Below are 24,342 nucleotides of genomic sequence, written 5' to 3' on the forward strand. Positions count from 1 at the left end.
GCGGCCAAGCCGTTGGCCCGACTCAGGATTTTCAAAGGGAAAACGTAGCATCCCGGGTTGCCATTGCGCCCTTCCGCCTGATATTTCCTCGCCCGTCGTAACCGTGCTGCCAGCGGGTATTTTCTGATGTTGAAGGTCGTATCCAGCAAAGCGCGGGAGGAAGCGTCCATGTCGGCCAAAAACGGCTCCATCAAGCTCGTCGCCGGCAACTCCAATCCGGCCCTCGCCCAGGCGATCGCGCAAGGGCTCGACCTGCCGCTGACCAAGGCGGTGGTGCGGCGCTTCGCCGACATGGAGATCTTCGTCGAGATCCAGGAGAACGTCCGCGGCTCGGATGCCTTCGTCATCCAGTCGACCTCGTTCCCCGCCAACGACCATCTGATGGAATTGCTCATCATCACCGACGCGCTGCGCCGCTCCTCGGCGCGCCGCATCACCGCAGTGCTGCCCTATTTTGGCTACGCCAGGCAGGACCGTAAGTCAGGCTCGCGCACGCCGATCTCGGCCAAGCTCGTCGCCAACATGATCACGCAGGCCGGCGTCGACCGCGTCATGACGCTCGACCTGCATGCCGGCCAGATCCAGGGCTTCTTCGACATCCCGACCGACAACCTGTTCGCCGCGCCGCTGATGGTGCGCGACATCAAGGACAAGTTCGACCTGACCAAGACGATGGTGGTCTCGCCCGACGTCGGCGGCGTCGCCCGCGCGCGCGGCCTCGCCAAGCGCATCAACACCCCGCTCGCCATCGTCGACAAGCGCCGCGAGCGGCCGGGCGAGTCCGAGGTCATGAACGTGATCGGCGACGTCTCCGGCCACACCTGCATCCTCGTCGACGACATCGTCGATTCCGGCGGCACGCTGGTGAACGCGGCCGATGCGCTGCTCGCCAAGGGCGCCAAGGACGTCTACGCCTACATCACCCACGGCGTGCTCTCCGGCGGCGCCGCCGCCCGCATCGCCGGCTCCAGGCTGAAGGAGCTGGTGATTACCGATTCGATCCTGCCGACCGACGCGGTGACCAAGGCGCCGAACATCCGCACCCTGCCGATCGCCAGTCTGATCTCGGATGCGATCGCGCGCACGGCGGCGGAAGAATCGGTGTCGAGCCTGTTCGACTGATTTTCTTCTTCGCCTCTCCCCGCGTGCGGGGAGAGGCCGGATTGCATCGCAGATGCAATCCGGGTGAGGGGGGCTCTCCGCGAGTCCAACTCTCACCGTCCCCGCGGAGACTCCCCCTCACCCCACCCTCTCGCCGCAAGCGGGGCGAGGGAGTGCACGGTCCTTCCGGCCCTTACTACCCCACGATCCCCGCCGCGACCTGGCCGCGCAAACGCTCCAAGCCGTGCAACGTCTCCGCACAGGCGGTCGCGACCTCGACGCCCTTGATCGCAAAGTGCTTGCGGAAGAAATCGTAGTGCACCTCGGTCTCGTGGAATTGCTGCGGCGTCAGCACGGCCGAGAACACCGGCACCTCTGTGCGCAGCTGCACGTCCATCAGCGCCTTGATCACGGTGTCGGCGACGAATTCGTGGCGGTAGATGCCGCCGTCGACGACGAGACCGGCCGCGACGATCGCGGTGTAGCGCCGCGTCTTGGCGAGGACCTGCGCGTGCAGCGGGATCTCGAACGAGCCCGGCACCTCGAACACGTCGACATGGGTGAGGTGGCGGGCTTCTGCCTCCTTCATGAAGGCGATGCGGGCTTCCGCGACCACGTCGCGGTGCCAGCAGGCCTGCACGAAGGCCACCCGCTGCGGCTTGGCGAAACGCGGATGCGCAGGGGCCGGATCCACGGGAACCGGCGGCGGCGTTTGGGACGTTTCGGTTTGGGGGTCTTGCAGCATCTGATTCATGGCTTTCCTCGGTTTAAGGACCAGAATCAGGGCACACGGAACGACAAACAGCCGCACCTTGCGATGCGTCTGCCACCGACCGTTCTCTTTCATCCGGACTTTAACCGTCGGCTTCGGAGTTGCACCGAATCTGCTGACCCTTCCGTTCGGGATAAACCCTTGCGGAAGGCGCTCGCGGGCTTGGGCTTGTCGGCCCTTACCGCCGGTGGGGACTTTCACCCCGCCCTGAGAACATCGGCCGTCCGGGATGAACGGCCTATCAGGAAATATGCCGCCGCCGGGCAGTCGCGGCAAGCGTGTTCCGCATGGGCCAAGCGCATGGTCCCATGCCCGCACGGCGGTCCGGCCCTCGCCCCACGGAATTTGCGGCGAGCTTTTTTGCCGAATCCGATTCCGGTTTGTTCTCGTCCGTTAAGGATTGTGGCGGAGATGAGCTGTGGACGAACGAGTCCTGGCTTGTGGACGGACTCGCGACCCCGTTGCGCAGATTCCGCAAATCACATCACTTGATCCGCGACAGGCCCGCGCTGATCCGAGGATCGCAACAGCGACTCCGAGGGGATTGCAAAGGCTGATCCGAGGGACGCCGCAGCGACGTTTTAGGGAGTGCGCGCCGGGCCCAACCGCGTGCGTATCAAAGACAACAAGAAGGCAAGAGGTCGAGACGGCATGTCCCTGCTCGAAGGCACTATCGATTCCAGAAACCATCCGCTCGCGGTGGTCGAGGACATCGCCGCCAGCAACAACTGGCCGTTCGAACGCTCCGGCGAGGACGAGCTCACGATTGTCTCCAAGGGACAATGGACCGACTACCAGCTCTCCTTTACCTGGATGGGCGAGATCGAGGCGCTGCATCTGGCCTGCGCCTTCGACATGAAGATTCCGCCCGCGCGCCGCGGCGAGGTGCAGCGGCTCGTCGCCGCCGTCAACGAGCAGCTGTGGGTCGGCCATTTCGACCTGTGGACCACCACCGGCATGGTGATGCACCGCCAGGCCCTGGTGCTGCCGGGCGGCCTTACCGCCTCGCCCGCGCAATGCGAGGTCATGCTCGCCGGCGCCATTCATGCCTGCGAGCGCTACTTCCCGGCGTTCCAGTTCGTGGTGTGGGCCGGCAAGAGCACGGCGGAGGCGATGGACGCGGCGATGTTCGATACGGTGGGGGAGGCGTAGGGCCTTCCCAAGGCGCAAGGGCGGCAGCTCGCTCCCTACGTCATCCCGGACAAGCGCGCCCAAAGCGCGCACGATCCGGGATCCATACCGCGTGATGGCCACTTGTGGCACGCGGCTTGTTGCCGACACCTCGATCCACTAGAACCGCCTGTGGTTATGTGACGAGCAATCGCTCGCGCAGGGATCCCCGCCCCCCGTGCGCAATTGCGCACTAGGCGGGGATGACAGCAAACACGTGGCAACGGCGATGGCAAACAACCCTCTTCAAAACATCACCGGCACCATCCTGCTCGCCGGCGCCGGCAAGATGGGCGGCGCGATGCTGACCGGATGGCTTTCGGGCGGGCTCGATCCGCGCCGCGTCGCGGTGATCGAGCCGCACATTGCGCCCGAGATCTCCGCGCTGGCCGCCAAGGGCGTCGTGCTCAATCCTGATGTGAAGACCGCAGGCGCTGTCGAGACGCTGGTCGTGGCGGTGAAGCCGCAGATGTTCCGCGAGGCCGGCGCCAAGCTGAAGCCGTTCGTCTCGGACAAGACGTCGGTGGTCTCGATCATGGCAGGCACCACGATCGCCTTGCTCCAAGAGGTCTGTGGCGGCGCCGTGGTGCGCGCGATGCCGAACACGCCGGCAGCGATCGGCCGCGGCATCACCGTCGCTGTTGCCGCGAACAACGTCAGCGCCGCGCAGCGCGCGGTGGCGGATGCGCTGCTGCGCGCCACCGGCTCGGTCGAATGGGTCGAGGATGAAGGATTGATGGACGCGGTCACCGCCGTGTCCGGCTCGGGCCCGGCCTATGTGTTCCTGCTCGCCGAAGAGCTCGCCCGCGCCGGCGTCGAAGCGGGATTGCCGGAGGCGCTGGCGACCAAGCTCGCCCGCGAGACCGTCGCCGGCTCCGGCGAGCTGCTGCACCAGTCGGAGCTGCCGTCCAGCGCCCTGCGCCAGAACGTCACCTCGCCCGGCGGCACCACGGCCGCCGCGCTCAGTGTGCTGATGGGCGAGCCGGGCCTGCGCGAACTCATGATCCGCGCCATCGCCGCGGCCACGCAGCGGTCGAAGGAATTGGCGAAGTAGACGGATCAGAGCGCTTCGGCGGCCGAATGCGCGGCGATCCCGGTCGTTGCCGATAGGGAGAGCAATCGTGAACCTCTACGCGAAACTTCTCGAACGACAGGCCGAGCGGCGCCCCATCAAAATCGGACTGATCGGGGCGGGCAAGTTCGGCGCAATGTATCTCCATCAAGTCCTGCGTACGCCGGGCGTCCATCTCGTTGGAATTGCTGACCTGTCCCCATCGCGTGCCCGCGAAAACCTGTACCGGGTGGGGTGGCGCCCGGAGCAGTTCGCCGCGACCTCACTCGGGGATGCTCTCAAGTACGGCACGACCTTCCTGACCGACGACTGGGAAGCGCTTGTGAAGTGCGAAGGCATCGAGGTGATCGCAGAGTGCACCGGCAATCCTGTCGCGGCGGTCGAGCACTGCCTCGGCGCCTTTTCTGCAGGCAAGGCCGTCATCAACGTGACCGTCGAAGCCGACGCCTTCTGCGGACCGATCCTCGCGCAGAGAGCCAGGCAGGCCGGCGTGATCTACAGCCTGGCCTATGGCGATCAGCCGGCTCTCGCTTGCGACCTCGTAGATTGGGCGAGGGCCTGCGGTTTTCCCGTCGTGGCAGCGGGCCGTGGCCACAAATGGCTGCCGCATTACCGGGAATCGACGCCCGAAACGGTCTGGGATCACTGGGGATTGTCTGCAGAGCAAGCTGCGCGCGGGGGCATGAATCCAAAAATGTTCAACGCGTTCCTCGACGGCTCCAAGCCTGCGATTGAATCTGCCGCGATCGCGAACGCAACCGGCCTGGAGGCGCCCTCGCATGGCCTTGCATTCCCACCGGGATCGGTCGACGACATCCCCACGCTGATGCGCCCCAGTTCGGAGGGCGGCATCCTGGAATCCAAGGGCCAGGTCGAGGTCGTATCCTGCCTGACGGCCGAAGGCAGGCCCATCCCCAACGACATCCGCAAGGGCGTGTGGGTCTGTTTCGAAGGCGACAGCGATTACATCCGCAACTGTTTCCAGGAATACAGCGTCGTCACCGATCCGAGCGGTCGTTACATGAGCTCCTACAAGAAGTGGCATCTCATAGGGCTGGAGCTTGGAATTTCAGTTGCCTCGATCGCTCTGCGCAATGAGGCGACAGGCGTCGCCACGACGTTCAACGCCGATGTTGCTGCCACAGCCAAGAAGGACTTGCGCGAGGGAGACATGCTCGACGGAGAAGGCGGCTACACCGTCTTCGGCAAACTGACGCCCGCCAGCACCTCCCTTGAAAAGCGCTATCTGCCACTCGGGCTTGCGCACAATGTGCGATTGACCAAGGCGGTAGCCAAAGACACCTGCATCACCTGGGCGGATGTGGCGATTGACGAGAGGCTGTCTGCCGTGCGTCTCCGCAGGGAGCAGGAAACGTCGTATTCGTCTCCAAAAGCGCGGAAGGTGGATTAGGCGAAATCCACAGCCGCGTTAAGCCCCGAGCCGCTTGTTGAACATCTCGACATTGACGAGCCCGCGGGCGTGGCGGCCTTCGCCGAGCTTGCGCGGGCCCTCGAATGCCTCAACCTCGAAGCGAATGACGCGGCGCTCGACCGCGACCACCTTTGCAGTGGTCCGCACGGTCGCACCGACGAGCGCGGCGGCAAGATGGCGGATGTCGACCTCGGTACCGACAGTGACCCAGCCCGGCTGAAGCGCTGAGCGGATCGCATCACCCGATGCCATCTCCATCTCCAGGATCATCATCGGCGTCGCGTAGACAAAAGGCATGCCTGACACGAAATGCCCGACGGTGCGCTCCACCGGGACCACCAGCGTGCGCTCGGCGCTCATGCCTGTTGTGATGAAGTCGCGTGCGTCCATGGACCCCTTACACTCAGTGTCGTCCCGGACAAGCGCGCCTTAAGCGCGCGCAGATCCGGGACCCATAACCACAGGATCAAGTTTGGCGAAGGCTCGGAGTTACCAGCTGGCCCAATACCACTCCCTGTGGTTATGGGTCCCCGCCTTCGCGGGGACGACAGCGGTGAATGCAGAACCGTCGACCGCTACTTCTTCGCCGCCGCCGCACGCTCCACGAAGGTCTTGCCGCCCTTCATCTTGTGACGGAGCGGGGCTTCGTTGATCTGGATGACGACGGCATCGGCATCGACGCCGAGATTCTTCACCAGCGCCTGGGTGATGTCGCGCATCATGCCGGCCTTCTGCTCGTCGGTACGGCCTTCGGCCATGCTGATGGTGATCTCAGGCATTGTTCTCTCCCTGCTGCTGTCGTCATGGCCGGGCTTGTCCCGGCCATCCACGTTCTCTTCTATCAAACAAGACGTGGATGCCCGGGACAAGCCCGGGCATGACGCGGCCTGCGAATAGCTAGCCCCACTTCACGTCATGGCGGCCCAGGACCTCGCGCACTTTTGCGACGAGATCGGCTTCGCTGCACGAGAATTGCGCCGGCCGGGTCTCGCGCCATTCCTGGTTGGAGGCGATCGCAGCGGCCGCCTTGGCGCCCTCGATCAGGTCCTTGACCTGCACTTCGCCGCGCGCCTTTTCATCCGAGCCCTGGATGATGACGCAAGGTGAGTTGCGGCGATCGGCATATTTGAGCTGGTTGCCCATGTTCTTCGGGTTGCCCAGATAGAGCTCGGCGCGGATGCCCGCGGTACGCAAGCTCGCGACCATCTTCTGGTAGTCGGCCACGCGGTCGCGGTCGAACACGGTGACGACGACCGGGCCGAATTCGGGCCGCGTGTCGAGCTTGCCGAGCAGCGTCAGCGCGGCCTGCAGCCGCGACACGCCGATCGAGAATCCGGTTGCGGGCACCGGCTCGCCGCGGAAGCGCGAGACGAGGCCGTCATAACGCCCGCCGCCGCCGACCGAGCCGAAGCGCACCGGGCGGCCCTTCTCGTCCTTGGTATCGAGCAGGAGTTCGACCTCGTAGACGGGGCCGGTGTAATATTCGAGGCCGCGCACCACCGAGGGATCGATCTTGATACGATCCGCACCATAGCCCGAGGCCGTGACCAGTTTTGCAATCTCTTCCAGCTCGCTGACGCCGGCCTGACCGACTTCGCTCTTGGCGAGATAGGTTTCTGCCGCGGCAATTGCTTCTTTCCAATCCTCGCGCGGCTTGGTGATGGCGAGAACAACATCGGCTTCCGCCGCGCTCAAATTGGCGCCTTTGGTGAAGTCGCCCTTGCCTTCCTCGCCGCCATCCCAGCGTCCGGGACCGAGCAGCTTGCGCACTTCATCCGCGGAAAACTTGTCGAGCTTGTCGATCGCACGCAGCACGGTCAGTCGGCGCGCCGCATTCTCTTCACCCGCGAGGCCAATGGCTTCCAGAACGCCGTCGAGCACCTTGCGATTGTTCACCTTCACCAGGTACTGGCCGCGCGCGATCCCGAGCGCCTCCATCGTGTCCGCCGCCATCATGCAGATCTCGGCATCCGCCGCCGGCGTCGCCGAGCCGACCGTGTCGGCATCGAACTGCATGAACTGGCGGAAGCGGCCGGGGCCGGGCTTCTCGTTGCGGAAGACGTAGCCAACGCGGTAGCTGCGATAGGGCAGCACCAGACCGTCGGTGCCGTAGCGCTCACCGACGTAGCGGGCCAGCGGCGCAGTGAGATCGTAGCGCAAGCTGATCCATTGCTCGTCGTCGTCCTGGAACGAGAACACGCCCTCGTTGGGGCGATCCTGGTCGGGCAGGAATTTGCCGAGCGCGTCGGTGTATTCCATCGCCGGCGTTTCCACCGGCTCGAAACCGTAGAGTTCGTAGACGGCGCGGATCTTTTCGACCATCTCGCGCGTCGCCCGGATCGCGGCAGGGTCGCGATCCTCGAGCCCGCGCGGCAGGCGCGCCTTCAGTTTCTGGGGTTTTTTGGGTTTCTCGGCCATGCGGGCGTTTACCAGCCGCGGCGCGGGGCGGCAACTGCCCTACGGCTGCTCCATTCGCGCCCGGAGCGCGTCCGCGTCGGCCTTCGGCAGCGATTTCAGCGTCGGCTTGATGGTCTCGCCGCCGACGATCTTGCCGTTGCGCATGAACATCCAGTCCGAGATGTCGGCCTCCGCGAACTTGACCTTATCGCCGGCTCGCTTGCCCGGCAGATCGCGCGGCTCGTTGGCGAAGACGCCGGTCAAGGTCCCGTCGGGCAGCTTCTTCACCTCACCGATCCAGATGTGCTCCCCGCCCTTGCGGGTCGTAAAGCGCACCTTCAAAGCGTGACCAGACTCGGACGGCTTGGGCGATTCATAGGAAGCCCAGAAGGTCGGCAGCGAGCCGCGGGCGCGAGCGATCGCGGTGTTCATCTCGGGATCGCCGGTGCGCACATCGACGATCGGCGAGCGGTCTTGCGCAGCAACCTCGTGCGTCGGGCCGACGGTCAGGATGCCGAAAACGCAAACGCCGGTGATGGCGGCGAGAACGACCCATTTCATGGGTTGGGAGAGCTTTGTTGCCATGATCGCGATGTCCGGGACGCTTGTTGTGTCCTGGCTTTGTCGCACGTCGGCAGCAGCACGTTCAGTGCGCAATAAGCCACAAACGTTGCGCTTTTTACCCTCCCCTGGAGGGCAGGGATATCGCATTTGAGAGCTTTCCCTGCGGCCATCCTTCGAGACGCCCGCTTTAGGCGGGCTCCTCAGGATGAGGACGGAGTGCGCTGCTGCAGTTTCAACGGGCACTGACACCGATTAGCCTCATCCTGAGGAGGCGCGTAAGCGCCGTCTCGAAGGACGAGGCGTGCGCGCAGACCGCCGCCACGGGTCATATGCGATAGCCCTGCCCTGGAGGGGGTGGGTCGGCTCGCATCTGAGCGTAGCGAAGATGAGAGACGGGGTGGGGTGAGGGTCTCTCCACATCGAACACTGCCCGTGTTGAGAGATCACCCCACCCCGCTCGCGCTGCGCGCGATCGACCCACGGGCGAGCTACGCTCGTCCCGGACCCCTCCAGGGGAGGGTGATCAAAACACCTTGCGGATCCAGTTGTGGGGATCGTTGGTGCGGCCGTACTGGATGTCGACGAGCTGCTTGCGCAGGCCCATGGCGACGGGGCCGGCGGCGCCGCCCGAGATGTCGAAATCGCCGCTGACCGAGCGCACCTTGCCGATCGGCGAGATCACCGCGGCGGTGCCGCAGGCGAAGGCTTCCTTCAGCCTGCCTGAGGCCGCGTCCTTGCGCCACTGCTCGAGCGTATAGGGTTCTTCGCGCACCGTCTTGCCGGCGTCGCGGGCGAGCGTGATGATGGAGTCGCGGGTGATGCCGGGCAGGATGGTGCCGAGCGGCGGCGTCGATAGCGAGCCGTCGTCGAACACGAAGAACACGTTCATGCCGCCGAGCTCCTCGATGTAGCGGCGCTCGACCGCGTCAAGGAAGACGACCTGGTCGCAGCCGTGCTGGATCGCTTCGGCCTGGGCGCGCAGGCTCGCGGCGTAATTGCCGCCGCATTTGACCGCGCCGGTGCCGCCGATCGCGGCGCGCGTGTAGTTCTCCGACACCCAGATCGAGACCGGCGCGGGCCCGCCCTTGAAGTAGGAGCCGACCGGCGAGGCGATCACCGCAAAGATGTATTCGGACGACGGCTTGACGCCGAGGAAGGTCTCGCTCGCGATCATGAACGGCCGCAGGTAAAGGCTGCCCTCGCCGCCCGGCATCCAGGCGCGGTCGATGCGCACGACCTGCTCGACCGCCTCGATGAAGACGTCTTCGGGCAGCTGCGCCATCGCCATGCGATCGGCCGAGTCCTTGAAGCGGCGCGCATTGGCGTCGGGACGGAACAGGTTCACCCCGCCGTCGTCGCGCTTGTAGGCCTTCAGGCCTTCGAAGATCTCCTGGGCGTAGTGCAGGACCGCGCCGGCGGGATCGAGCTGGAAGTTGGCGCGCGCCTCGATTTTCGCCTCGTACCAGCCGCCCTTGGCCTGGTTGTAGCGGACGATTGCCATGTGATCGGTGAAGACCCGCCCGAAGCCGGGATCCACCAGCTTGGCGACGCGGTCCTTCTCGGGCGTCGGATTGGATGCGGGCTGGATGTCGAATGTCATGCTCATGTCCTTGCCTCCCGCTGCCGGTGGCGGCGCTGTTTCTCGCGCCCGCCTGCCCGCTCGGGCCCGGCTGGCTTGATTGGTTTCTGGCGGGACCGCCGCCAGCCATGTTACGGCCGGTTTCCGCAGCCAGCATGTCATCGAGGACATGCTTTTGCGGAAGGCGGAAGTCCAGTATGTTTTGCCGAAATGCCGCTCGACAATCGCACGGTAGATCTGCTTCGGCCGTCGCCGCCTGTCCGGCTCTCTCCGGCCGTCCTGCTCCGATGCCGCCCGGCGCGAAACGATCTAAAATTTCGCGAGGGTCGATCGTTTTGTAACATTGAACCCAAGATACGTCAATATGCCTGACATAAATTTCGCGACTCCCTCTCAAGACGCTGCCGCGCCCCGGCCGGCCGCAGGCGATGGAGGCAATTTGCGCTGGGATATCATCGAGCTGCTGTTCTTCGCCTATCGCGATTTCGTCGGCGATCCCGACCAGGAGCTGGAGGCGTTCGGCTTCGGCCGGGCCCATCACCGGGTCATGCATTTCGTCTACCGCTATCCCGGGCTCAAGGTCGCCGACCTGCTCGACGTCCTGCGCATCACCAAACAGTCGCTCGGCCGGGTGCTGAAGCAGCTCCTGGACGAGGGTTATATCGTGCAGAAGACCGGCGACAACGATCGTCGCCAGCGCCTGCTCTACGCGACGCCGAAGGGCGAGGCGCTGGTGCAAAAGCTCGCCGGGCTGCAGACCACGCGGATCACCAGGGCGCTCGCGGAGATGGGTCCGCAGGACGCCGAGACGGTCAAGCGCTTCCTGCGCGCGATGATCGACCGCGACGATCCGGACAAGGTGCTGGAGACGATCTTCGCTTCCGTCAAACAAGACGCCAAGGAGTGACCGTGCCGCTCGCAGCCACGCTCGCGCGCCCGCCGGTGCAACCGGCCGACGATGCCCCGCATCTCTTGCTGGTCGACGACGATCGCCGCATCCGCGACCTGCTCTCGCGCTTTCTTGCAAGTGAAGGCTACCGCGTCACCACCGCGGCGAGCGCCGGTGATGCGCGCTCGAAGCTGATGGGCCTGCATTTCGATCTCCTGATCCTCGACGTCATGATGCCCGGCGAGACCGGCTTCGACCTCGCCCGCTTCATCCGCACCTCGTCGTCGGTGCCGATCGTGATGCTGACGGCGCGCCACGAGGCGGAAGCCCGCATCGAGGGCCTGCAGATCGGCGCCGACGATTACGTCGCAAAACCGTTCGAGCCGCGCGAGCTGGCGCTGCGCATCAACAACATCCTCAAGCGCGCCGCGCCGCCGCCGCAGGCCACGACGCTCGAGAAGATCGCCTTCGGCCCCTATGTCTACCATCTCGAACGCGGCGAATTGCGCCAGGGCGAGGAGGTCATCCACCTCACCGACCGCGAGCGCGAGATGCTGCGGATTCTCGCGGAGACGCAGGGCGAGACCGTGCCGCGCAGCGCACTGACCGGCAATGGCAGCGTCAACGAGCGCGCCGTCGACGTGCAGATCAACCGCCTCCGGCGCAAGATCGAGACCGATCCCGCCAATCCGCTGTTCCTGCAGGCGGTGCGCGGCATCGGCTACCGCCTGGTGGCCTCGCCCTGAACCGCAGTAAAGCGCGCCAGATGAGCACGATCGATACCGGCCTGACGCTTCTGAAGAGCGCCGCCGGCCGCGTCTCCGCCGCGAACGGCTGGATGGGCAACGCTTTCAAGGGCTGGATGCCGACCGGCCTCTACGCCCGCGCGCTCCTCATCATGATCGTACCGATGGTGGTGCTGCAATCGGTCGTCGCTTTCGTGTTCATGGAGCGGCACTGGAACACGGTGACGCGCCGCCTGTCGGCCGCGGTGGTTCAGGACATCGCCGCACTGATCGACGTCTACAAGGGCTATCCGCAGGATAAGGACCGCAACGAGATCCGCCGCATCGCGCAGCAGCGGCTCGGCCTCGTCGTCGATTTCCTGCCTGCCGGCGACATGCCGCCGCCGGGACCAAAACCGTTCTTCTCGCTGCTCGACCAGACGCTGTCGGTGCAGCTCGGCCGCCAGATCGGCCGCTCGTTCTGGATCGACACGGTCGGCCGCTCCAACCTGGTCGAGATCCGCATCCAGCTCGACGACGCCGTGATGCGCGTGTTCGCGCAGCGCAGCGCCGCCTATGCCTCGAACTCGGAGATCTTCCTGTTCTGGATGGTCGGCACGTCCTCGATCCTGTTGATCGTCGCGGTGCTGTTCCTGCGCAACCAGATCAAGCCGATCCTGCGCCTTGCCGATGCCGCCGAGAGCTTCGGCAAGGGCCGCGAGGCGCCGAATTTCCGCCCGCGCGGCGCGCGCGAGGTGCGGCGCGCGGCGGTCGCCTTCCTGGAGATGAAGTCGCGCATCGAGCGCACGATGGAGCAGCGCACCGCGATGCTCGCCGGCGTCAGCCACGATCTGCGCACCATCCTGACCCGCTTCAAGCTCGAGCTGGCACTGATCGGAGACAGTCCCGAGCTCGAAGGCATGCGCAAGGACGTCGACGAAATGTCGATGATGCTGGAGGATTACCTTGCGTTCGCCCGCGGCGATTCCGGCGAGCAGTCGCAGCCGACCGACATGGCGCAGGCGCTCGAGGAGCTGCGCAGCGATGCCGAGCGTCACGGCCATACCGCGACCGTCGCCTTCAACGGCCTGCCCGTGGTGACGGTGAAGCCGGCTTCGTTCAAGCGCTGCCTCGCCAACCTCGTCACCAACGCAGCGCGCTACGGCAAGAACATCGCCATCACCGGCCAACGCGATCACCGTTATTTGACCGTCACCGTCGACGATGACGGCCCCGGCATTCCCGCCCACTTGCGCGAAGAGGTATTCAAGCCGTTCCTGCGGCTGGACAACGCCCGCAACCAGGACGAAGGCGGCACCGGCCTGGGGCTCGCGATTGCCCGCGACATCGCCCGCTCGCACGGCGGCGACATCACGCTCGGTGACAGCCCGATGGGAGGATTGAGGGCGAGCGTGCGGATACCGGTGTAGGTGGCTTACTCCACCTCTCCCCGCTTGCGGGGAGAGGTCGGATCGCTCTTGCGATCCGGGTGAGGGGGTACAGGTCTCTCATCGATCTCACGTGTGGAGAGAGCCCCTCACCCCAACCCTCTCCCCGTAAGAACGGGGCGAGGGAGCGCACCGGCCGCGCGGCGAGCACACCTACTTCGGCAGCAGCGCCTTCAGCTTGTCCATGTCGCGCGTGTTCATCTTGAAGCCGCCGGGCATGACGATGTCACCGGGCTTCTGATCCGGCTTGCAGGCCCCGAGCCACTTGGCTTGCAGCGTCGTGGTGCTGTCGCGCCCCGCCGCACCGGCAACGCCGCCTTTTGCGTGCGAAGTGGTCTTCACCGTGTAGGCCGAGTTGAAGTCGCCGGTGATCTCGGCATGCGAGGTCGTGCTGACGCCGGCGACGCTGCACTCGGAATCGCTGACATAGCCGGTCGCGGTCTTCTTGATCTCCTGCTTGGCGCAGATCTGCTTGGCCATCGGGGAGACGTTGTTGCTCATCTCCTTGTCGACGGTCTCGTCGGTGCAGTGCTGCATGATCATCTCGGGCATGGGCGAGCCCGATGTGACCAGCTTCATCTCCCAAAGACCGGCCTTGCGCAGCGGCAGTTCGTCGGCGCTGGCGCTGCCTGCCGACAACGCGAGGCAAAGCATCGAGCCGAGCAAAGCGAGTTTGCGCGTCATGAGGGAAGCTCCCGGCTGAGAGAGGTGCGGCGCCTACGACAGCGCCTCAGTACAGTGTGCGGATCGGCCGGTCGGCGGCGCCATAAGGCACCCAGCGGCACGAGAACGAGATGTAGCCGCCCTCATAGCCCTGCACGGCCAGGAATTTCGCCACCTTGCCGTAGCGGGCGCAATGATCGACCGCGACCTGGCGCGCATCGACCCGGGTCGCCATCGAATAGGCGATGATGCCGCCGGTGTCGTTGCCCTTGAACGGCGGCACGTAATCGGCGCGCGCCGACTGGCTCGCCATCATGCCTGAGACAACCAGGCTGGCAAGAAGGCCCGCGGCCGCAATGATTCGCATTCCCGTCACTCCAATTGGCTGGCGCCAGTTTACGGTGCCGCGACGCATGTGAAAAGAACCGAACCCCTGTTGGCCGCGACACTTGGTCAAGTCCTTGCGAAGTGTTGCCGCGCTGCACTTGACCTCCTCCAACCTTCGCGGCACCGTCCGGCCTTCGCAAGACCCTTAGCTGCCCGGATTGATCATGCGCGCCCCCTTCGAGAAATCGCTCCGTTTCGCCGCCGTGCTCGGCCTCATGTTCGGAGCATTGTCACTCGGCGAGGCCAGGGCCGCCAATCCGCTGGAGCTGAATTTCTGGCTGAGCGGGCCGCGCTATGACGGCGCCGTCGCCCCTTGCGACTGGGCTCTGCCGAGGATCGTGCACGAATTCGCCGAAAAGGAATCCAAGTTCTGGAATTCTTCGTTGCAGATCACCGGCTTCTCCGCCGTTCGCGAAACCGCGTTCCGGCCCTGGCAGTCCGACAACATTCCGCGCCGCTATTGCACCGGCGAGGCCATGCTCAATGACGGCAAGCCGCGCAAGGTGCATTTCTCGATCATCGAGGATGGCGGCTTCGCCTCCTACGGCAACGGCGTCGAATGGTGCGTCGTCGGGGTGGATCGCAACTGGGCCTATAACCCGGCGTGCCGCGCCGCCAAGCCCTGACTCCGACACCGGCTTATTCGGCTCAGCTAGCCGACGATTGTCCAATTTTGTTCTTGAAATGTTCCCATCGCCTGCTAGGCTGTGTGCACAGTCTAGTTGAGGGGCGTCGCCATGTTTCACTCCAGATTGCGTTCGTTGTCCCGTTTGATGATCTCGCTGATCCTCATTGCGGGGTTGGCCAGCCTCGCCGGCGGTTCGAAGGCGCAGGACAAGCGGCAGAACGCACCCGGCGAGTTCGATTTCTATGTGCTGGCGCTATCGTGGTCGCCCTCGTTCTGCGAGGAAGCAGCCGAACGGGGCGGCCGGTCCCAGATGCAATGCGGCGGACGGCCCTACGCCTTCGTGGTGCATGGGCTGTGGCCGCAATATGAAAACGGCTTCCCCGAATATTGCCAACGGCCGGCGCCGCGGCTGAACCGCAATATCGTTTCCTCGATGCTCGATTTGATGCCGGCGCCGGGCCTGATCTTCAACGAATGGGACAAGCACGGCACCTGCTCCGGGCTGGAGGGCCGCGGCTATTTCGAGATGATCCGCAAGGCGCGCGCTGCGATCAAGATTCCGGCCGAATATCTCGATCTGGCGCAGGCCAAGACCGTCGCGCCGGCGGAGGTCGAGGAGGCCTTCATCAAGGCCAATCCGGGTCTCAGCAATGCCGCCGTCTCGGTCACCTGCAACCGGACACGGCTGTCCGAGGTCCGCATCTGCCTCAGCAAGGACCTGCAATTCCGCGCCTGCGACGAGATCGAGCGCCGCGCCTGCCGCCGCGACCAGGTGACGATGCCGCCGATCAGGGGCGGGTAGCTCAGTCATTGCGAGCGCAGCGAAGCAATCCAGAGTGCCTCCGCGGACGCATTTCTGGATTGCTTCGCTGCGCTCGCAATGACAGGGGTTAGGATCGCGCCAGACAACGTAGTCCTCTCCGCCATGAACTACCGCCACGCCTTCCACGCCGGCAGCTTCGCCGATGTCATCAAGCACATCGTGCTGGCGCGCATCCTTACTTATCTGCAGGACAAGCCGGCAGCGTTCCGCGTCATCGACACCCACGCCGGCGCCGGCCTCTACGATCTCGACAGCGACGAGGCGCGCCGCGGCGGCGAATGGCTGACCGGCATTGCGCGGCTGCTGCAGGCCCGTCTGTCGAACGAGAGCGCGGCGCTGACGAAGCCTTATCTCGACATCGTCCGCGCCTTCAATCCGAAGGGGGAGCTCAAGGCCTATCCGGGCTCGCCGTTGATCGCGCGCGGCCTGCTCAGGCCGCAGGACCGGCTCGTCGCCTGCGAGCTCGAGCCGAAGGCCCGGAAAGCGCTGATCGATGCGCTGCGCCGCGACGAGCAGGCCCGCGTGGTCGATCTCGACGGCTGGGTGGCGCTGCCGGCCTTCGTGCCGCCGAAGGAGCGGCGTGGCCTCGTGCTGATCGATCCGCCCTTCGAGGCCAAGGACGAGTTCGAGCGGCTCGGCGAAGCCTTCTCGGCAGCGTTCGCGAAATGGCCGACCGGTATCTACGTAATCTGGTATCCCGCCAAGAACCGGCGCGCCACCGACACGCTGGCACAAACCGTGGCGCGGCTCGCAGCTGCAGCAAAGCCGCCCGGAAAATGCCTTCGCCTCGAATTCAGCGTCGCGCCGCAAGCCGACAGCGCCGCGCTCACCTCCACCGGTCTCCTGATCGTCAACCCGCCCTACACGCTGCACGGCGAGCTCAAGACCATTCTGCCGGAGCTGGAAATACCGCTCGGCCAGGGCGGTGCTGCCAGATTCCGGCTGGAGGTGCCCAAGCCTTAGCGCCAAGCATTGACGCCAAGCCGTAACACTCCGGCATTCTTGGGAAAAATATGCAGGACCGGTAGTCAATCTGCAAAGAACCGTATTATGCTATTTCCGTGACTGGCTTTACGTTCCGCTTCCGCGAATGGTTGCGGCGGAGTGAAGGCCCTAAGAAAGATCCGGCCGGACCGATCAGGTCCGTCCAAGGATGGCCAGCTCCCGGGCTCCGTAAGGCCCGGTCATGTCGCGACGTGAGTCTGCGTCGCGACGGAGGAGCAATGAGGGGGAGTTTCCCGATGGCCATGACGGGAACGGTCAAGTTCTTCAACGGCGAGCGCGGCTACGGCTTCATCAAGCCTGACGACGGCGGTCGCGATGTCTTCGTTCACATCACTGCTGTGGAGCGGGCGGGACTGAAGGACCTTGCCGAAGGACAGCGTATTACTTTCGAAGTCGAACCGGACAAGAAGGGGAAGGGACCGAAGGCGGTCAATCTGGTGATCCTCTCCTAGCAAGCCTGGCGAAAAAAAATCCCGGCCGCGAGCGGCCGGGAGGCTGGTCCGGTATTTTCTTCTTTGGATGTCAGAAGCGATAGTTCACGCCTGCGCGGACAACGTTGGCGCTATAGCCGTTTGACACGCCCGTGATTGCGAACTGGCTGGTCGACAGATCGATGTAGAGATATTCGAGCTTGGCGCTCCAGTTCGGCGCGAGGCCGACTTCCGCACCGGCGCCGATGGTCCAGCCCGCGGTGGTGTGCGACTCCGACCAGCCGAAGGTCTGCGCGCGCAGCTCGCCGAAGGCGAGACCGGCGGTGCCGTAGAACAGCACGTTGTTGAACGCATAGCCGGCGCGGCCGCGCAGGGTGCCGAACCACGGATTGGAGAACTTCCACGGCGCGAACGTGTCGTCGGCGCCGGCGGCCTGGATGTCGCCCTCGACGCCGAACACCCACGGGCCGTTCTGGAAATTGTAGCCGGCCTGCACACCGGCGACGAAGCCGGACGGCTTGGTGGGGTTGTTGTCGACCGAGCCCCATTCATAGCCGATATTGCCGCCGAGATAGGGACCCGCCCAGCTATAGGCATTGAGCGGCTGATTGACGGTATAGGGCGCACGCTGCCCGTAACTGAGATCGGCGGCCTCTGCCGAAGCTGTCCAGCCGGCTGCAACCAACGCGGCTGCGCCCACAACGAGCCTCTTCATCACTCACTCCAACGCCACTGTCGCAACCCGAGCGATGCCCGCGCCGCCGCGCGAGCAAAATCGCATGGTTACGGAACCAAGAGCTTTTCGCGTAGGATTTATCGAGAGTTTTAAGTTAAAGGGCTGTTAAGCCGGGTTACCGCCTGCTTAACAGACTTAAGGAAGCGTTACCGGGAGCTGCCCGCCATCCTCTGTGCGTGCCGCATGGCCGGAACTTCAAATCAGTCCCCCCAGCGCCTAAATTCGTCCCATGGTTCACGATTCCCCCGACAATCCGGACGACCGCGCGCGCAAGGCGCCGCCGGCTGCGAGCGACACGCCGCCCGAGCGGCTGGCCGGGCCGGACGTAGATCCCGCGGCGGCAGGGGGCGATGACGAGGACGATGCCCTGCTGCCGGACATCCTGGAAGAGAGCGGCGCCGTCGGCGAAGGCCCGCTCGCGACCGGTCACGAGGCGATCGAGCGCGCGGTCCGCCTCGCACCGACCTCGCCTGGCGTCTATCGTATGCTCAATGCGAACGCCGACGTGCTCTATGTCGGCAAGGCCAAGAACGTCAAAAAGCGCCTGTCCAGTTATGCGCGCCAGAGTGCGCCGCTGCCGGCCCGCATCCTGCGCATGATCGCGGCCACCGTCACGGTGGAGATCGTCTCGACCACGACCGAGACCGAGGCGCTGCTGCTGGAAGCCAACCTGATCAAGCAGCTGCGGCCGCGCTTCAACGTGCAGCTTCGCGACGACAAGTCGTTCCCCTACATCCTGATCACCGGCGACCATTGGGCGCCGCAGATCCTGAAACATCGCGGTGCGCAGACCCGGCCCGGGCGCTATTTCGGCCCGTTTGCCTCCGCCGGCGCGGTCAACCGCACCATCACGGCGCTGCAGCGCGCGTTCTTGATCCGCTCCTGCACCGATTCCTTCTTCGAGAGCCGCACCCGGCCCTGCCTGCTCCACCAGATCCGCCGCTGCGCCGGACCCTGCACCCGGGAGATCGATTTCGGCGGCTATTCGACGCTGGTGCGCGAGGCCAGCGACTTCCTCTCCGGCAAGAGCCATGCGGTGAAGCAGGAGCTCGCCGGGGAGATGGAGAAGGCCTCGAACGAGCTCGAATTCGAGCGCGCCGCACTGTACCGCGATCGCCTCGCCGCGCTGTCGGCGATCCAGTCGCAGCAGGGCATCAATCCGCGCACGGTGGAGGAAGCCGACGTGTTCGCCATCCACCAGGAGGGCGGCTTCTCCTGCGTCGAGGTGTTCTTCTTTCGCACCGGACAGAACTGGGGCAACCGCGCCTATTTTCCGCGCGCGGAGAAGAGCTTTACGCCCGAGGAGGTGCTGGGGTCCTTCCTGGCGCAGTTCTACGACGACAAGCCGCCGCCGAGGAACATCCTGCTCTCGCACGATATCGAGGAGAGCGAGCTGCTCGCCAACGCGCTATCGATCAAGGCTGGCCACAAGGTCGAGGTCACCGCGCCCAAGCGCGGCGAGAAGAAGGAGCTGGTCACCCACGCGCTGACCAATGCGCGCGAGGCGCTCGGCCGCAAGCTCGCGGACACCGCGACGCAAAGCCGGTTGCTCGAGGCCATGGCCGCGACGCTGAGCCTGCCGCACGTGCCCAAGCGCATCGAGGTCTACGACAACAGCCACATCCAGGGCACCAACGCGGTCGGCGCCATGATCGTCGCGGGCCCAGATGGCTTCGTGAAGAACCAGTACCGCAAGTTCAACATCAAGTCGGAAGGGATCACGCCCGGCGACGACTTCGCCATGATGCGCGAAGTGCTGGAGCGCCGCTTCAAGCGCCTGATCAATCCGCCCGAGGATGCCGCCAGCAAGGCCAAGGACGACGATTTCCCGCAATGGCCCGACCTCGTGATCATCGACGGCGGCCGTGGCCAGCTCAACGCCGTGCGCGAGATCTTCGCCAATCTCGGCCTGACCCAGGTGTCGCTGATGTCAGTCGCCAAGGGACCGGACCGGGATGCCGGCCGCGAGACCCTGTTCATGCCGGAGCGCGAGGCGATCAAGCTGGAGCCGCGCGATCCCGTACTCTATTTCATCCAGCGCCTGCGTGACGAAGCCCACCGCTTCGTCATCGGCTCGCACCGCAAGCTGCGCAAGAAGGACATCCGCGAGGCTGGTTTGCAGGAGATTCCGGGCATCGGCCCGTCACGCAAACGTGCCTTGCTGCACCATTTCGGAACCCTGAAGGAGATCGAACGGGCCTCGATCGCCGATCTCGGCAAGGTTCCGGGGGTGAGCGCCGAGAGCGCGCGCAGGATTTTCGAATATTTCCATCCCCAACCGGGATGAACTAAAGGGGGACCGCAGTCATATGATCGTCGTGTCCGCACCTCATTTGGGGCGCGGGACGGTTGACGTTCAGGCAGCAGCGGTATTGGTAGGACGGATGAACATCGCCACCACACGAGGGACGACCAGCCGCGCGATGTCCCTCCCCAACATCCTGACCTATGGCCGGATCGCCGCGATCCCGGTCGTGGTCGGATGCATCTATGCACAGTCGATACTGGATCAGCCGCTCTGGCTGCGCTGGGTCGCAGTTGCCATCTTCATCGGCGCCGCGGTGACCGATTACCTTGACGGCTATTACGCACGGATCTGGAATCAGCAATCGGCGTTCGGCCGGATGCTCGATCCGATCGCCGACAAGCTGCTGGTCGCCTCCTGCCTGTTGATGCTCGCCGCGGACGGCATCATTCACGGCTGGTCGCTATGGGCGGCCATCGTGATCCTGTGCCGCGAGATCCTGGTCTCGGGCCTGCGCGAATATCTGGCTGCGCTTCGCGTCAGCGTGCCCGTGACCAAGCTCGCGAAGTGGAAGACCACGGTTCAGCTCGTCGCGATCGGGTTCCTGCTCGCGGGACCTGCCGGCGACGAGGTCGTGCCTGTCGTCTCCATGATTGGCCTCGCGCTGCTGTGGGCTTCGGCGATCCTTACCATGTACACCGGCTACGACTATTTTCGCGCCGGCATCCATCACCTCATCAAGGAGGACGAGGGATGAAGGTGAAGTATTTCGCCTGGGTGCGCGAGCGCGTCGGCAAGGCCGAAGAGACGATCGAGCCTCCCGCGAGCGTCCGCACCGTCGAGGAGCTGATCGCCTGGCTCTCCGGCCAGAGCGAAGCCTATGCGCACGCGTTCGAGAAGCCGAAGGTGATCCGCGCCGCAATCGACCGCGCTCACGTCAAGCAGGACGCCGCCATCGCAGGCGCCCGCGAGATCGCGTTCTTCCCGCCCATGACCGGCGGCTAGCCTCATGACCTGCCCCGTCACCATTCGTATCCAGGAAGACGATTTCGACATCGCGCGCGAGATCTCGGTCCTGACGAGCAGCCGGACCGATATCGGCGCTGTGGTGACATTTTCCGGCATCTGCCGCGCCGACGATGACAGCGCCAAGGTCGCCGCGCTGACGCTCGAACATTACCCCGGCATGGCGGAGGAAGAGATCAGGCGCCACGCCGACGAGGCCGTCTCGCGCTGGCCGCTCAACGGCATCACGGTGATCCACCGCGTCGGCCGCTTGATGCCCGGCCAGAACATCGTGCTGGTGGTGACCGCCTCACAGCACCGACAGGCGGCGTTCCAGGCCGCCGAGTTCCTGATGGACTATCTCAAGACCAGCGCGCCGTTCTGGAAGAAGGAAGAGAGCGCCACCGGCACCGGCTGGGTCGAGGCCCACGCCCGTGACGACGAAGCCGCCACACGCTGGACCAAATCCTGATGGCCAAAGCTGTGAAAAGGACCGCGCGCGGCCGCGCCGCGCCTGACCTCGCGAAGGTGGGACCCGGCGAGCTTCTCACGCTGCTCGACTTCGTCCGCTATGCCGTGAGCCGCTTCATCGAGGCCAAGCTTGCCTTTGCACATGGCACGACCGACCCTGTCGCGGAAGCCGCGTTCCTGGTCTGCGAGGCGCTGCATCTCAATCCCGACCAGTTCGAGATCTTTGCCAACGCGCGCGTCACCGCCGCAGAAGGCAAGACCCTCCTCGACCTCATCCATCGGCGCGTCACGACGCGCAAACCGGCCGCCTATCTCGTCAACAAGATCTACATGCGCGGCCTGCCCTTCTATGTCGACGAGCGCGTCATCGTTCCGCGCTCCTTCATCGGCGAGCTCCTGGAATCGCATTTCGGCGCCGACGGCGCGGCCGGATCACTGATCGACGACCCGACGGCGGTGGAGCGCGTGCTAGATCTCTGCACGGGCTCGGGATGCCTTGCGATTCTCGCGGCGCATCATTTCCCGAACGCCACCATCGACGCCGTGGACATTTCCAAGGGCGCGCTCGAGGTCGCTGCGCGCAATGTCGGCGAATACGGGCTCGAGGACCGCATCAGCCTGTATCGCGGCGATCTGTTCGCCCCGCTCGGCGGCAACAGATACGACCTGATCATCACCAACCCGCCCTACGTCGACGCCGAGGGCATGGCGGCATTGCCGCCGGAGTGCCGGGCCGAGCCGAAGCTCGCCTTCGATGGTGGCGCCGACGGTCTCGACGTGGTGCGCCGGATCCTACGCGATGCGCCCGACCACCTGACGGCGGATGGCGGGCTGATTTGCGAGATCGGCCGCGGCCGCGAGCTGGTCGACGAGGCCTTTCCGGAACTGCCGCTGCTCTGGCTGGACACCGAAGATTCCGAGGGCGAGGTGTTCTGGATCGCGGCCGCCGATCTCGGCTGATTCATCGCGGCCGATCACGCTCCGTCGGAACAAGTCAAATATCGCCACGTTCATCCCCCGATGAATTTTCTCGTCTTGGGAGGATGTCCGCATGCTCGCGCCATCGGGCGAATTGCTGCGCGCCGGGATGGCGCTCAAGCTCAATCACGTCAAACGCGCTGCTCAATCCTATCTGCGTGACCAGACCAGCCAGGCCACAGGCAAGGTGACATCTTACGCGGTGGCCGGCGGGCTGTTCGCGGTCGCCGGCCTGTTCGTTGTCGCGGCATTCTTCGTCGGACTGATCGCCCTGTACCGCTGGGTCGGGATCACCTACGGGCAGTTCTGGGGATTTGGCGCCGTCGCCGCAGTGCTGCTGGTGCTGGCTGCGGTCTGTGCCGGGGTGGCCATGGCCCAGATGAAACGCAAGGCCAAGCCGGTCGTGCCGCTCGCGAGCCGTCTGCGCGTGGCGATCGCCACGCCCCGGATCCCGCGTGGAACGGTCAAGGAGGCGGTGAAGGAGGTCGCAACGACGATTCCCCTCGCGCCGCTCGCACCGGGCGAGCGCGGTGGCATCAAGACCTGGCCGGCTCGCGCCAACCGTCCCGTGCAGCTCGGCCTGATGCTCGCGGCGGTCGGCCTGGTCGGGCTGACGGCCGCCCGGCGGCGACGCAACAGGCATAGTCTGGAGGCGTGATGCTGGCGCGGCGCTCCGAGCAGATCGACTCCTGGCTGCTGGTGGCGGCAACGGCCGTGTTCGTGCTGACCGCGGAGCGCTACTTTCAGGATTCCGGCCTGGCGAGGCCCGGGCCTCCGCAACACCACCGCAAGGGCGAAGCGAATTCCCCGGAAACGCACCCGGCCGGTGCGGCGATGCAGCCGGGCCGCGGCCGCCGCGCGAAAAGCCCGTTCGAGATCCCCTGGGCTGGCTGGAAGGACATTTTCTGGCGGACCTATCAACGCATCGACGAGGATCGCCTGCTCGCGACCGCGGGCGGCGTCGTCTTCTTCGGGCTGCTCGCGCTCTTCCCCGCAGTGACCGCGCTCGTCTCCTCCTATGCCCTGTTCGCCGATCCCGCCACGATAAGCGCCAATCTGCACACGCTTGCGACCATGCTGCCGGAGGGCTCGTTCCAGATCGTCGAGGACCAGGTCGCGCGCGTGGTGTCGAACGGCAATGCGACGCTCGGCGTCACCTTCCTGGTCGGCCTGCTGCTTGCGATCTGGAGCGCCAATGCCGGCGTCAAGGCGATCTTCGACGCCCTCAACGTCGCCTATGAGGAACGCGAGAAGCGCAGCTTCATCCGGCTGAACATGGTCTCGCTGGCCTTCACCGTCGGCGGCATCGTGGCGCTGCTGTTGATGGTGGGAGCCGTCGTCGCCTTCCCGCTTGCGCTAAATCATCTCGGCATGGCGCCGGAAAGCAAGCTGATCGTGGCGCTGGCACGATGGCCGCTGCTGTTCATCATCCTGCTGGTCGCACTCGCCATCCTCTATCGCTTCGCGCCGAGCCGCGATGCGCCGCGCTGGCAATGGCTGAGCCTCGGCGCCGTGATTGCCGCGATTCTCTGGATCGCGGGCTCTGCCCTGCTGTCCTGGTATCTCTCGGAATTCGCCAATTACAACGCAACCTACGGCTCGCTGGGCGCGGCGATCGGCCTGATGACGTGGATGTGGATGTCGGCGATCGTCATCATGTTCGGCGCCGAGCTGAATTCGGAGATCGAGCGGCAGACGCTGCGCGATACCACCACCGGGCGGGCGAAGCCGCTCGGCACCCGGGACGCCGTCTCCGCCGACACGGTCGGCGCCACCGCGCCATTTTGATCGGTAGCGGTCGGGCCGAAGCTGGCCCGACCG

At 65.2% G+C, this 24,342-nt stretch carries 27 protein-coding genes and 1 riboswitch; of the genes, 18 read left to right on the top strand and 9 right to left on the bottom strand.

From position 1 onward, the window contains the following. Positions 1-168: 168 nt before the first annotated feature. Complete coding sequence (locus tag I6F16_RS29420; protein ID WP_036009398.1) at positions 169-1,122, top strand: ribose-phosphate pyrophosphokinase; 954 nt, start codon at positions 169-171, stop codon at positions 1,120-1,122. 175 nt (positions 1,123-1,297) lie between these two features. On the opposite strand, the gene I6F16_RS29425 is transcribed toward I6F16_RS29420, so the two are convergent. Further along, positions 1,298-1,855: a 6,7-dimethyl-8-ribityllumazine synthase gene (locus I6F16_RS29425; RefSeq protein WP_036027167.1), complete on the bottom strand. Its 558-nt coding sequence runs from the start codon at positions 1,853-1,855 to the stop codon at positions 1,298-1,300. A 77-nt stretch (positions 1,856-1,932) separates the two neighbouring features. Then, positions 1,933-2,092: riboswitch (FMN riboswitch) on the bottom strand. Between the two features lie 432 nt (positions 2,093-2,524). Here I6F16_RS29425 and I6F16_RS29430 point away from each other — a divergent pair. From I6F16_RS29430 to I6F16_RS29440, 3 genes are all read left to right on the top strand, one after another. Further along, positions 2,525-3,025: a YbjN domain-containing protein gene (locus I6F16_RS29430; protein WP_036009392.1), complete on the top strand. Its 501-nt coding sequence runs from the start codon at positions 2,525-2,527 to the stop codon at positions 3,023-3,025. Positions 3,026-3,272: 247 nt separating this feature from the next. Further along, on the top strand, positions 3,273-4,097 hold the full coding sequence (proC, locus tag I6F16_RS29435; protein WP_109145982.1) for a pyrroline-5-carboxylate reductase: 825 nt from the start codon (positions 3,273-3,275) through the stop codon (positions 4,095-4,097). Between the two features lie 67 nt (positions 4,098-4,164). Then, on the top strand, positions 4,165-5,526 hold the full coding sequence (locus I6F16_RS29440) for a flagellar biosynthesis protein FlgA (RefSeq protein WP_225174221.1): 1,362 nt from the start codon (positions 4,165-4,167) through the stop codon (positions 5,524-5,526). Between the two features lie 18 nt (positions 5,527-5,544). Here I6F16_RS29440 and I6F16_RS29445 read toward each other — a convergent pair whose 3' ends face one another. The 5 genes from I6F16_RS29445 to I6F16_RS29465 all read right to left on the bottom strand — a co-directional run bounded on the left by I6F16_RS29445 (position 5,545) and on the right by I6F16_RS29465 (position 10,114). Continuing rightward, the gene (locus I6F16_RS29445) at positions 5,545-5,937 is read right to left on the bottom strand and encodes a thioesterase family protein (RefSeq protein WP_036009365.1); all 393 of its coding nucleotides are present in this window, start codon (positions 5,935-5,937) and stop codon (positions 5,545-5,547) included. Positions 5,938-6,122: 185 nt separating this feature from the next. Next, positions 6,123-6,377, bottom strand: coding sequence for a tautomerase family protein (locus I6F16_RS29450; RefSeq protein ID WP_275498569.1), 255 nt, complete (start codon positions 6,375-6,377; stop codon positions 6,123-6,125). 67 nt (positions 6,378-6,444) lie between these two features. Further along, positions 6,445-7,965 carry a histidine--tRNA ligase gene (hisS, locus tag I6F16_RS29455; protein WP_225115002.1) on the bottom strand — a complete coding sequence of 507 codons (1,521 nt, stop codon included), beginning with the start codon at positions 7,963-7,965 and terminating at the stop codon, positions 6,445-6,447. Between the two features lie 39 nt (positions 7,966-8,004). Continuing rightward, a complete protein-coding gene (locus I6F16_RS29460) occupies positions 8,005-8,529 on the bottom strand; it encodes a DUF2314 domain-containing protein (protein WP_036009354.1) in 525 nt (174 codons plus the stop codon). 502 nt (positions 8,530-9,031) lie between these two features. Further along, the gene (locus tag I6F16_RS29465) at positions 9,032-10,114 is read right to left on the bottom strand and encodes a branched-chain amino acid aminotransferase (RefSeq protein WP_057027674.1); all 1,083 of its coding nucleotides are present in this window, start codon (positions 10,112-10,114) and stop codon (positions 9,032-9,034) included. A 337-nt stretch (positions 10,115-10,451) separates the two neighbouring features. Between I6F16_RS29465 and I6F16_RS29470 the strand changes: the two genes are divergently transcribed. From I6F16_RS29470 to I6F16_RS29480, 3 genes are read left to right on the top strand one after another with little or no spacing between them, the layout of a single operon-like run. Continuing rightward, on the top strand, positions 10,452-10,994 hold the full coding sequence (locus tag I6F16_RS29470) for a MarR family transcriptional regulator (protein ID WP_057027673.1): 543 nt from the start codon (positions 10,452-10,454) through the stop codon (positions 10,992-10,994). Then, positions 10,991-11,722: a response regulator transcription factor gene (locus tag I6F16_RS29475; RefSeq protein WP_225114830.1), complete on the top strand. Its 732-nt coding sequence runs from the start codon at positions 10,991-10,993 to the stop codon at positions 11,720-11,722. Before I6F16_RS29470 ends, I6F16_RS29475 begins: the two co-directional genes overlap by 4 nt. A gap of 20 nt (positions 11,723-11,742) precedes the next feature. Continuing rightward, positions 11,743-13,131 carry an ATP-binding protein gene (locus tag I6F16_RS29480; protein WP_036027128.1) on the top strand — a complete coding sequence of 463 codons (1,389 nt, stop codon included), beginning with the start codon at positions 11,743-11,745 and terminating at the stop codon, positions 13,129-13,131. A gap of 171 nt (positions 13,132-13,302) precedes the next feature. Here the strand turns inward: I6F16_RS29480 and I6F16_RS29485 are convergent, their stop codons facing one another. Then, positions 13,303-13,833, bottom strand: coding sequence for a DUF3617 family protein (locus I6F16_RS29485; RefSeq protein WP_225114831.1), 531 nt, complete (start codon positions 13,831-13,833; stop codon positions 13,303-13,305). 46 nt (positions 13,834-13,879) lie between these two features. Further along, complete coding sequence (locus I6F16_RS29490) at positions 13,880-14,179, bottom strand: hypothetical protein (protein ID WP_036027125.1); 300 nt, start codon at positions 14,177-14,179, stop codon at positions 13,880-13,882. Between the two features lie 184 nt (positions 14,180-14,363). Here I6F16_RS29490 and I6F16_RS29495 point away from each other — a divergent pair, with 184 nt between their 5' ends. From I6F16_RS29495 to I6F16_RS29510, 4 genes are all read left to right on the top strand, one after another. Continuing rightward, positions 14,364-14,825: a hypothetical protein gene (locus I6F16_RS29495; RefSeq protein WP_036027123.1), complete on the top strand. Its 462-nt coding sequence runs from the start codon at positions 14,364-14,366 to the stop codon at positions 14,823-14,825. Positions 14,826-14,936: 111 nt separating this feature from the next. Continuing rightward, positions 14,937-15,629 carry a ribonuclease T2 gene (locus I6F16_RS29500; protein ID WP_225114832.1) on the top strand — a complete coding sequence of 231 codons (693 nt, stop codon included), beginning with the start codon at positions 14,937-14,939 and terminating at the stop codon, positions 15,627-15,629. Positions 15,630-15,752: 123 nt separating this feature from the next. After that, positions 15,753-16,613 (top strand): 23S rRNA (adenine(2030)-N(6))-methyltransferase RlmJ, encoded by an 861-nt coding sequence (gene rlmJ / locus I6F16_RS29505; RefSeq protein WP_036040013.1) that lies wholly within the window; start codon positions 15,753-15,755, stop codon positions 16,611-16,613. Between the two features lie 278 nt (positions 16,614-16,891). Then, positions 16,892-17,107: a cold-shock protein gene (locus tag I6F16_RS29510; protein ID WP_008544396.1), complete on the top strand. Its 216-nt coding sequence runs from the start codon at positions 16,892-16,894 to the stop codon at positions 17,105-17,107. 70 nt (positions 17,108-17,177) lie between these two features. On the opposite strand, the gene I6F16_RS29515 is transcribed toward I6F16_RS29510, so the two are convergent. Further along, the gene (locus I6F16_RS29515) at positions 17,178-17,801 is read right to left on the bottom strand and encodes an outer membrane protein (RefSeq protein WP_225114833.1); all 624 of its coding nucleotides are present in this window, start codon (positions 17,799-17,801) and stop codon (positions 17,178-17,180) included. A gap of 250 nt (positions 17,802-18,051) precedes the next feature. On the opposite strand from I6F16_RS29515, the gene uvrC reads away from it, so the two are divergent. The 7 genes from uvrC (at position 18,052) to I6F16_RS29550 (ending at position 24,309) form a co-directional block, all read left to right on the top strand. Then, a complete protein-coding gene (gene uvrC, locus I6F16_RS29520; RefSeq protein WP_225114834.1) occupies positions 18,052-20,109 on the top strand; it encodes an excinuclease ABC subunit UvrC in 2,058 nt (685 codons plus the stop codon). Positions 20,110-20,206: 97 nt separating this feature from the next. Further along, the gene (gene pgsA / locus I6F16_RS29525; RefSeq protein ID WP_060734879.1) at positions 20,207-20,824 is read left to right on the top strand and encodes a CDP-diacylglycerol--glycerol-3-phosphate 3-phosphatidyltransferase; all 618 of its coding nucleotides are present in this window, start codon (positions 20,207-20,209) and stop codon (positions 20,822-20,824) included. After that, a complete protein-coding gene (moaD, locus tag I6F16_RS29530) occupies positions 20,821-21,072 on the top strand; it encodes a molybdopterin converting factor subunit 1 (RefSeq protein WP_157286520.1) in 252 nt (83 codons plus the stop codon). The genes pgsA and moaD overlap by 4 nt, the downstream gene beginning before the upstream one ends. A 4-nt stretch (positions 21,073-21,076) precedes the next feature. Next, positions 21,077-21,544: a molybdenum cofactor biosynthesis protein MoaE gene (locus I6F16_RS29535; RefSeq protein ID WP_225114835.1), complete on the top strand. Its 468-nt coding sequence runs from the start codon at positions 21,077-21,079 to the stop codon at positions 21,542-21,544. Next, positions 21,544-22,503, top strand: coding sequence for a 50S ribosomal protein L3 N(5)-glutamine methyltransferase (gene prmB, locus I6F16_RS29540; protein ID WP_225114836.1), 960 nt, complete (start codon positions 21,544-21,546; stop codon positions 22,501-22,503). The genes I6F16_RS29535 and prmB overlap by 1 nt, the downstream gene beginning before the upstream one ends. Before the next feature lie 91 nt (positions 22,504-22,594). After that, positions 22,595-23,179 carry a phage holin family protein gene (locus tag I6F16_RS29545; protein WP_036009277.1) on the top strand — a complete coding sequence of 195 codons (585 nt, stop codon included), beginning with the start codon at positions 22,595-22,597 and terminating at the stop codon, positions 23,177-23,179. Further along, positions 23,179-24,309, top strand: coding sequence for a YihY/virulence factor BrkB family protein (locus I6F16_RS29550; RefSeq protein ID WP_225144316.1), 1,131 nt, complete (start codon positions 23,179-23,181; stop codon positions 24,307-24,309). The genes I6F16_RS29545 and I6F16_RS29550 overlap by 1 nt, the downstream gene beginning before the upstream one ends. Positions 24,310-24,342 lie beyond the last annotated feature (33 nt).

Source organism: Bradyrhizobium sp. IC4060 (assembly GCF_020193715.1).
Classification (GTDB): domain Bacteria; phylum Pseudomonadota; class Alphaproteobacteria; order Rhizobiales; family Xanthobacteraceae; genus Bradyrhizobium; species Bradyrhizobium yuanmingense.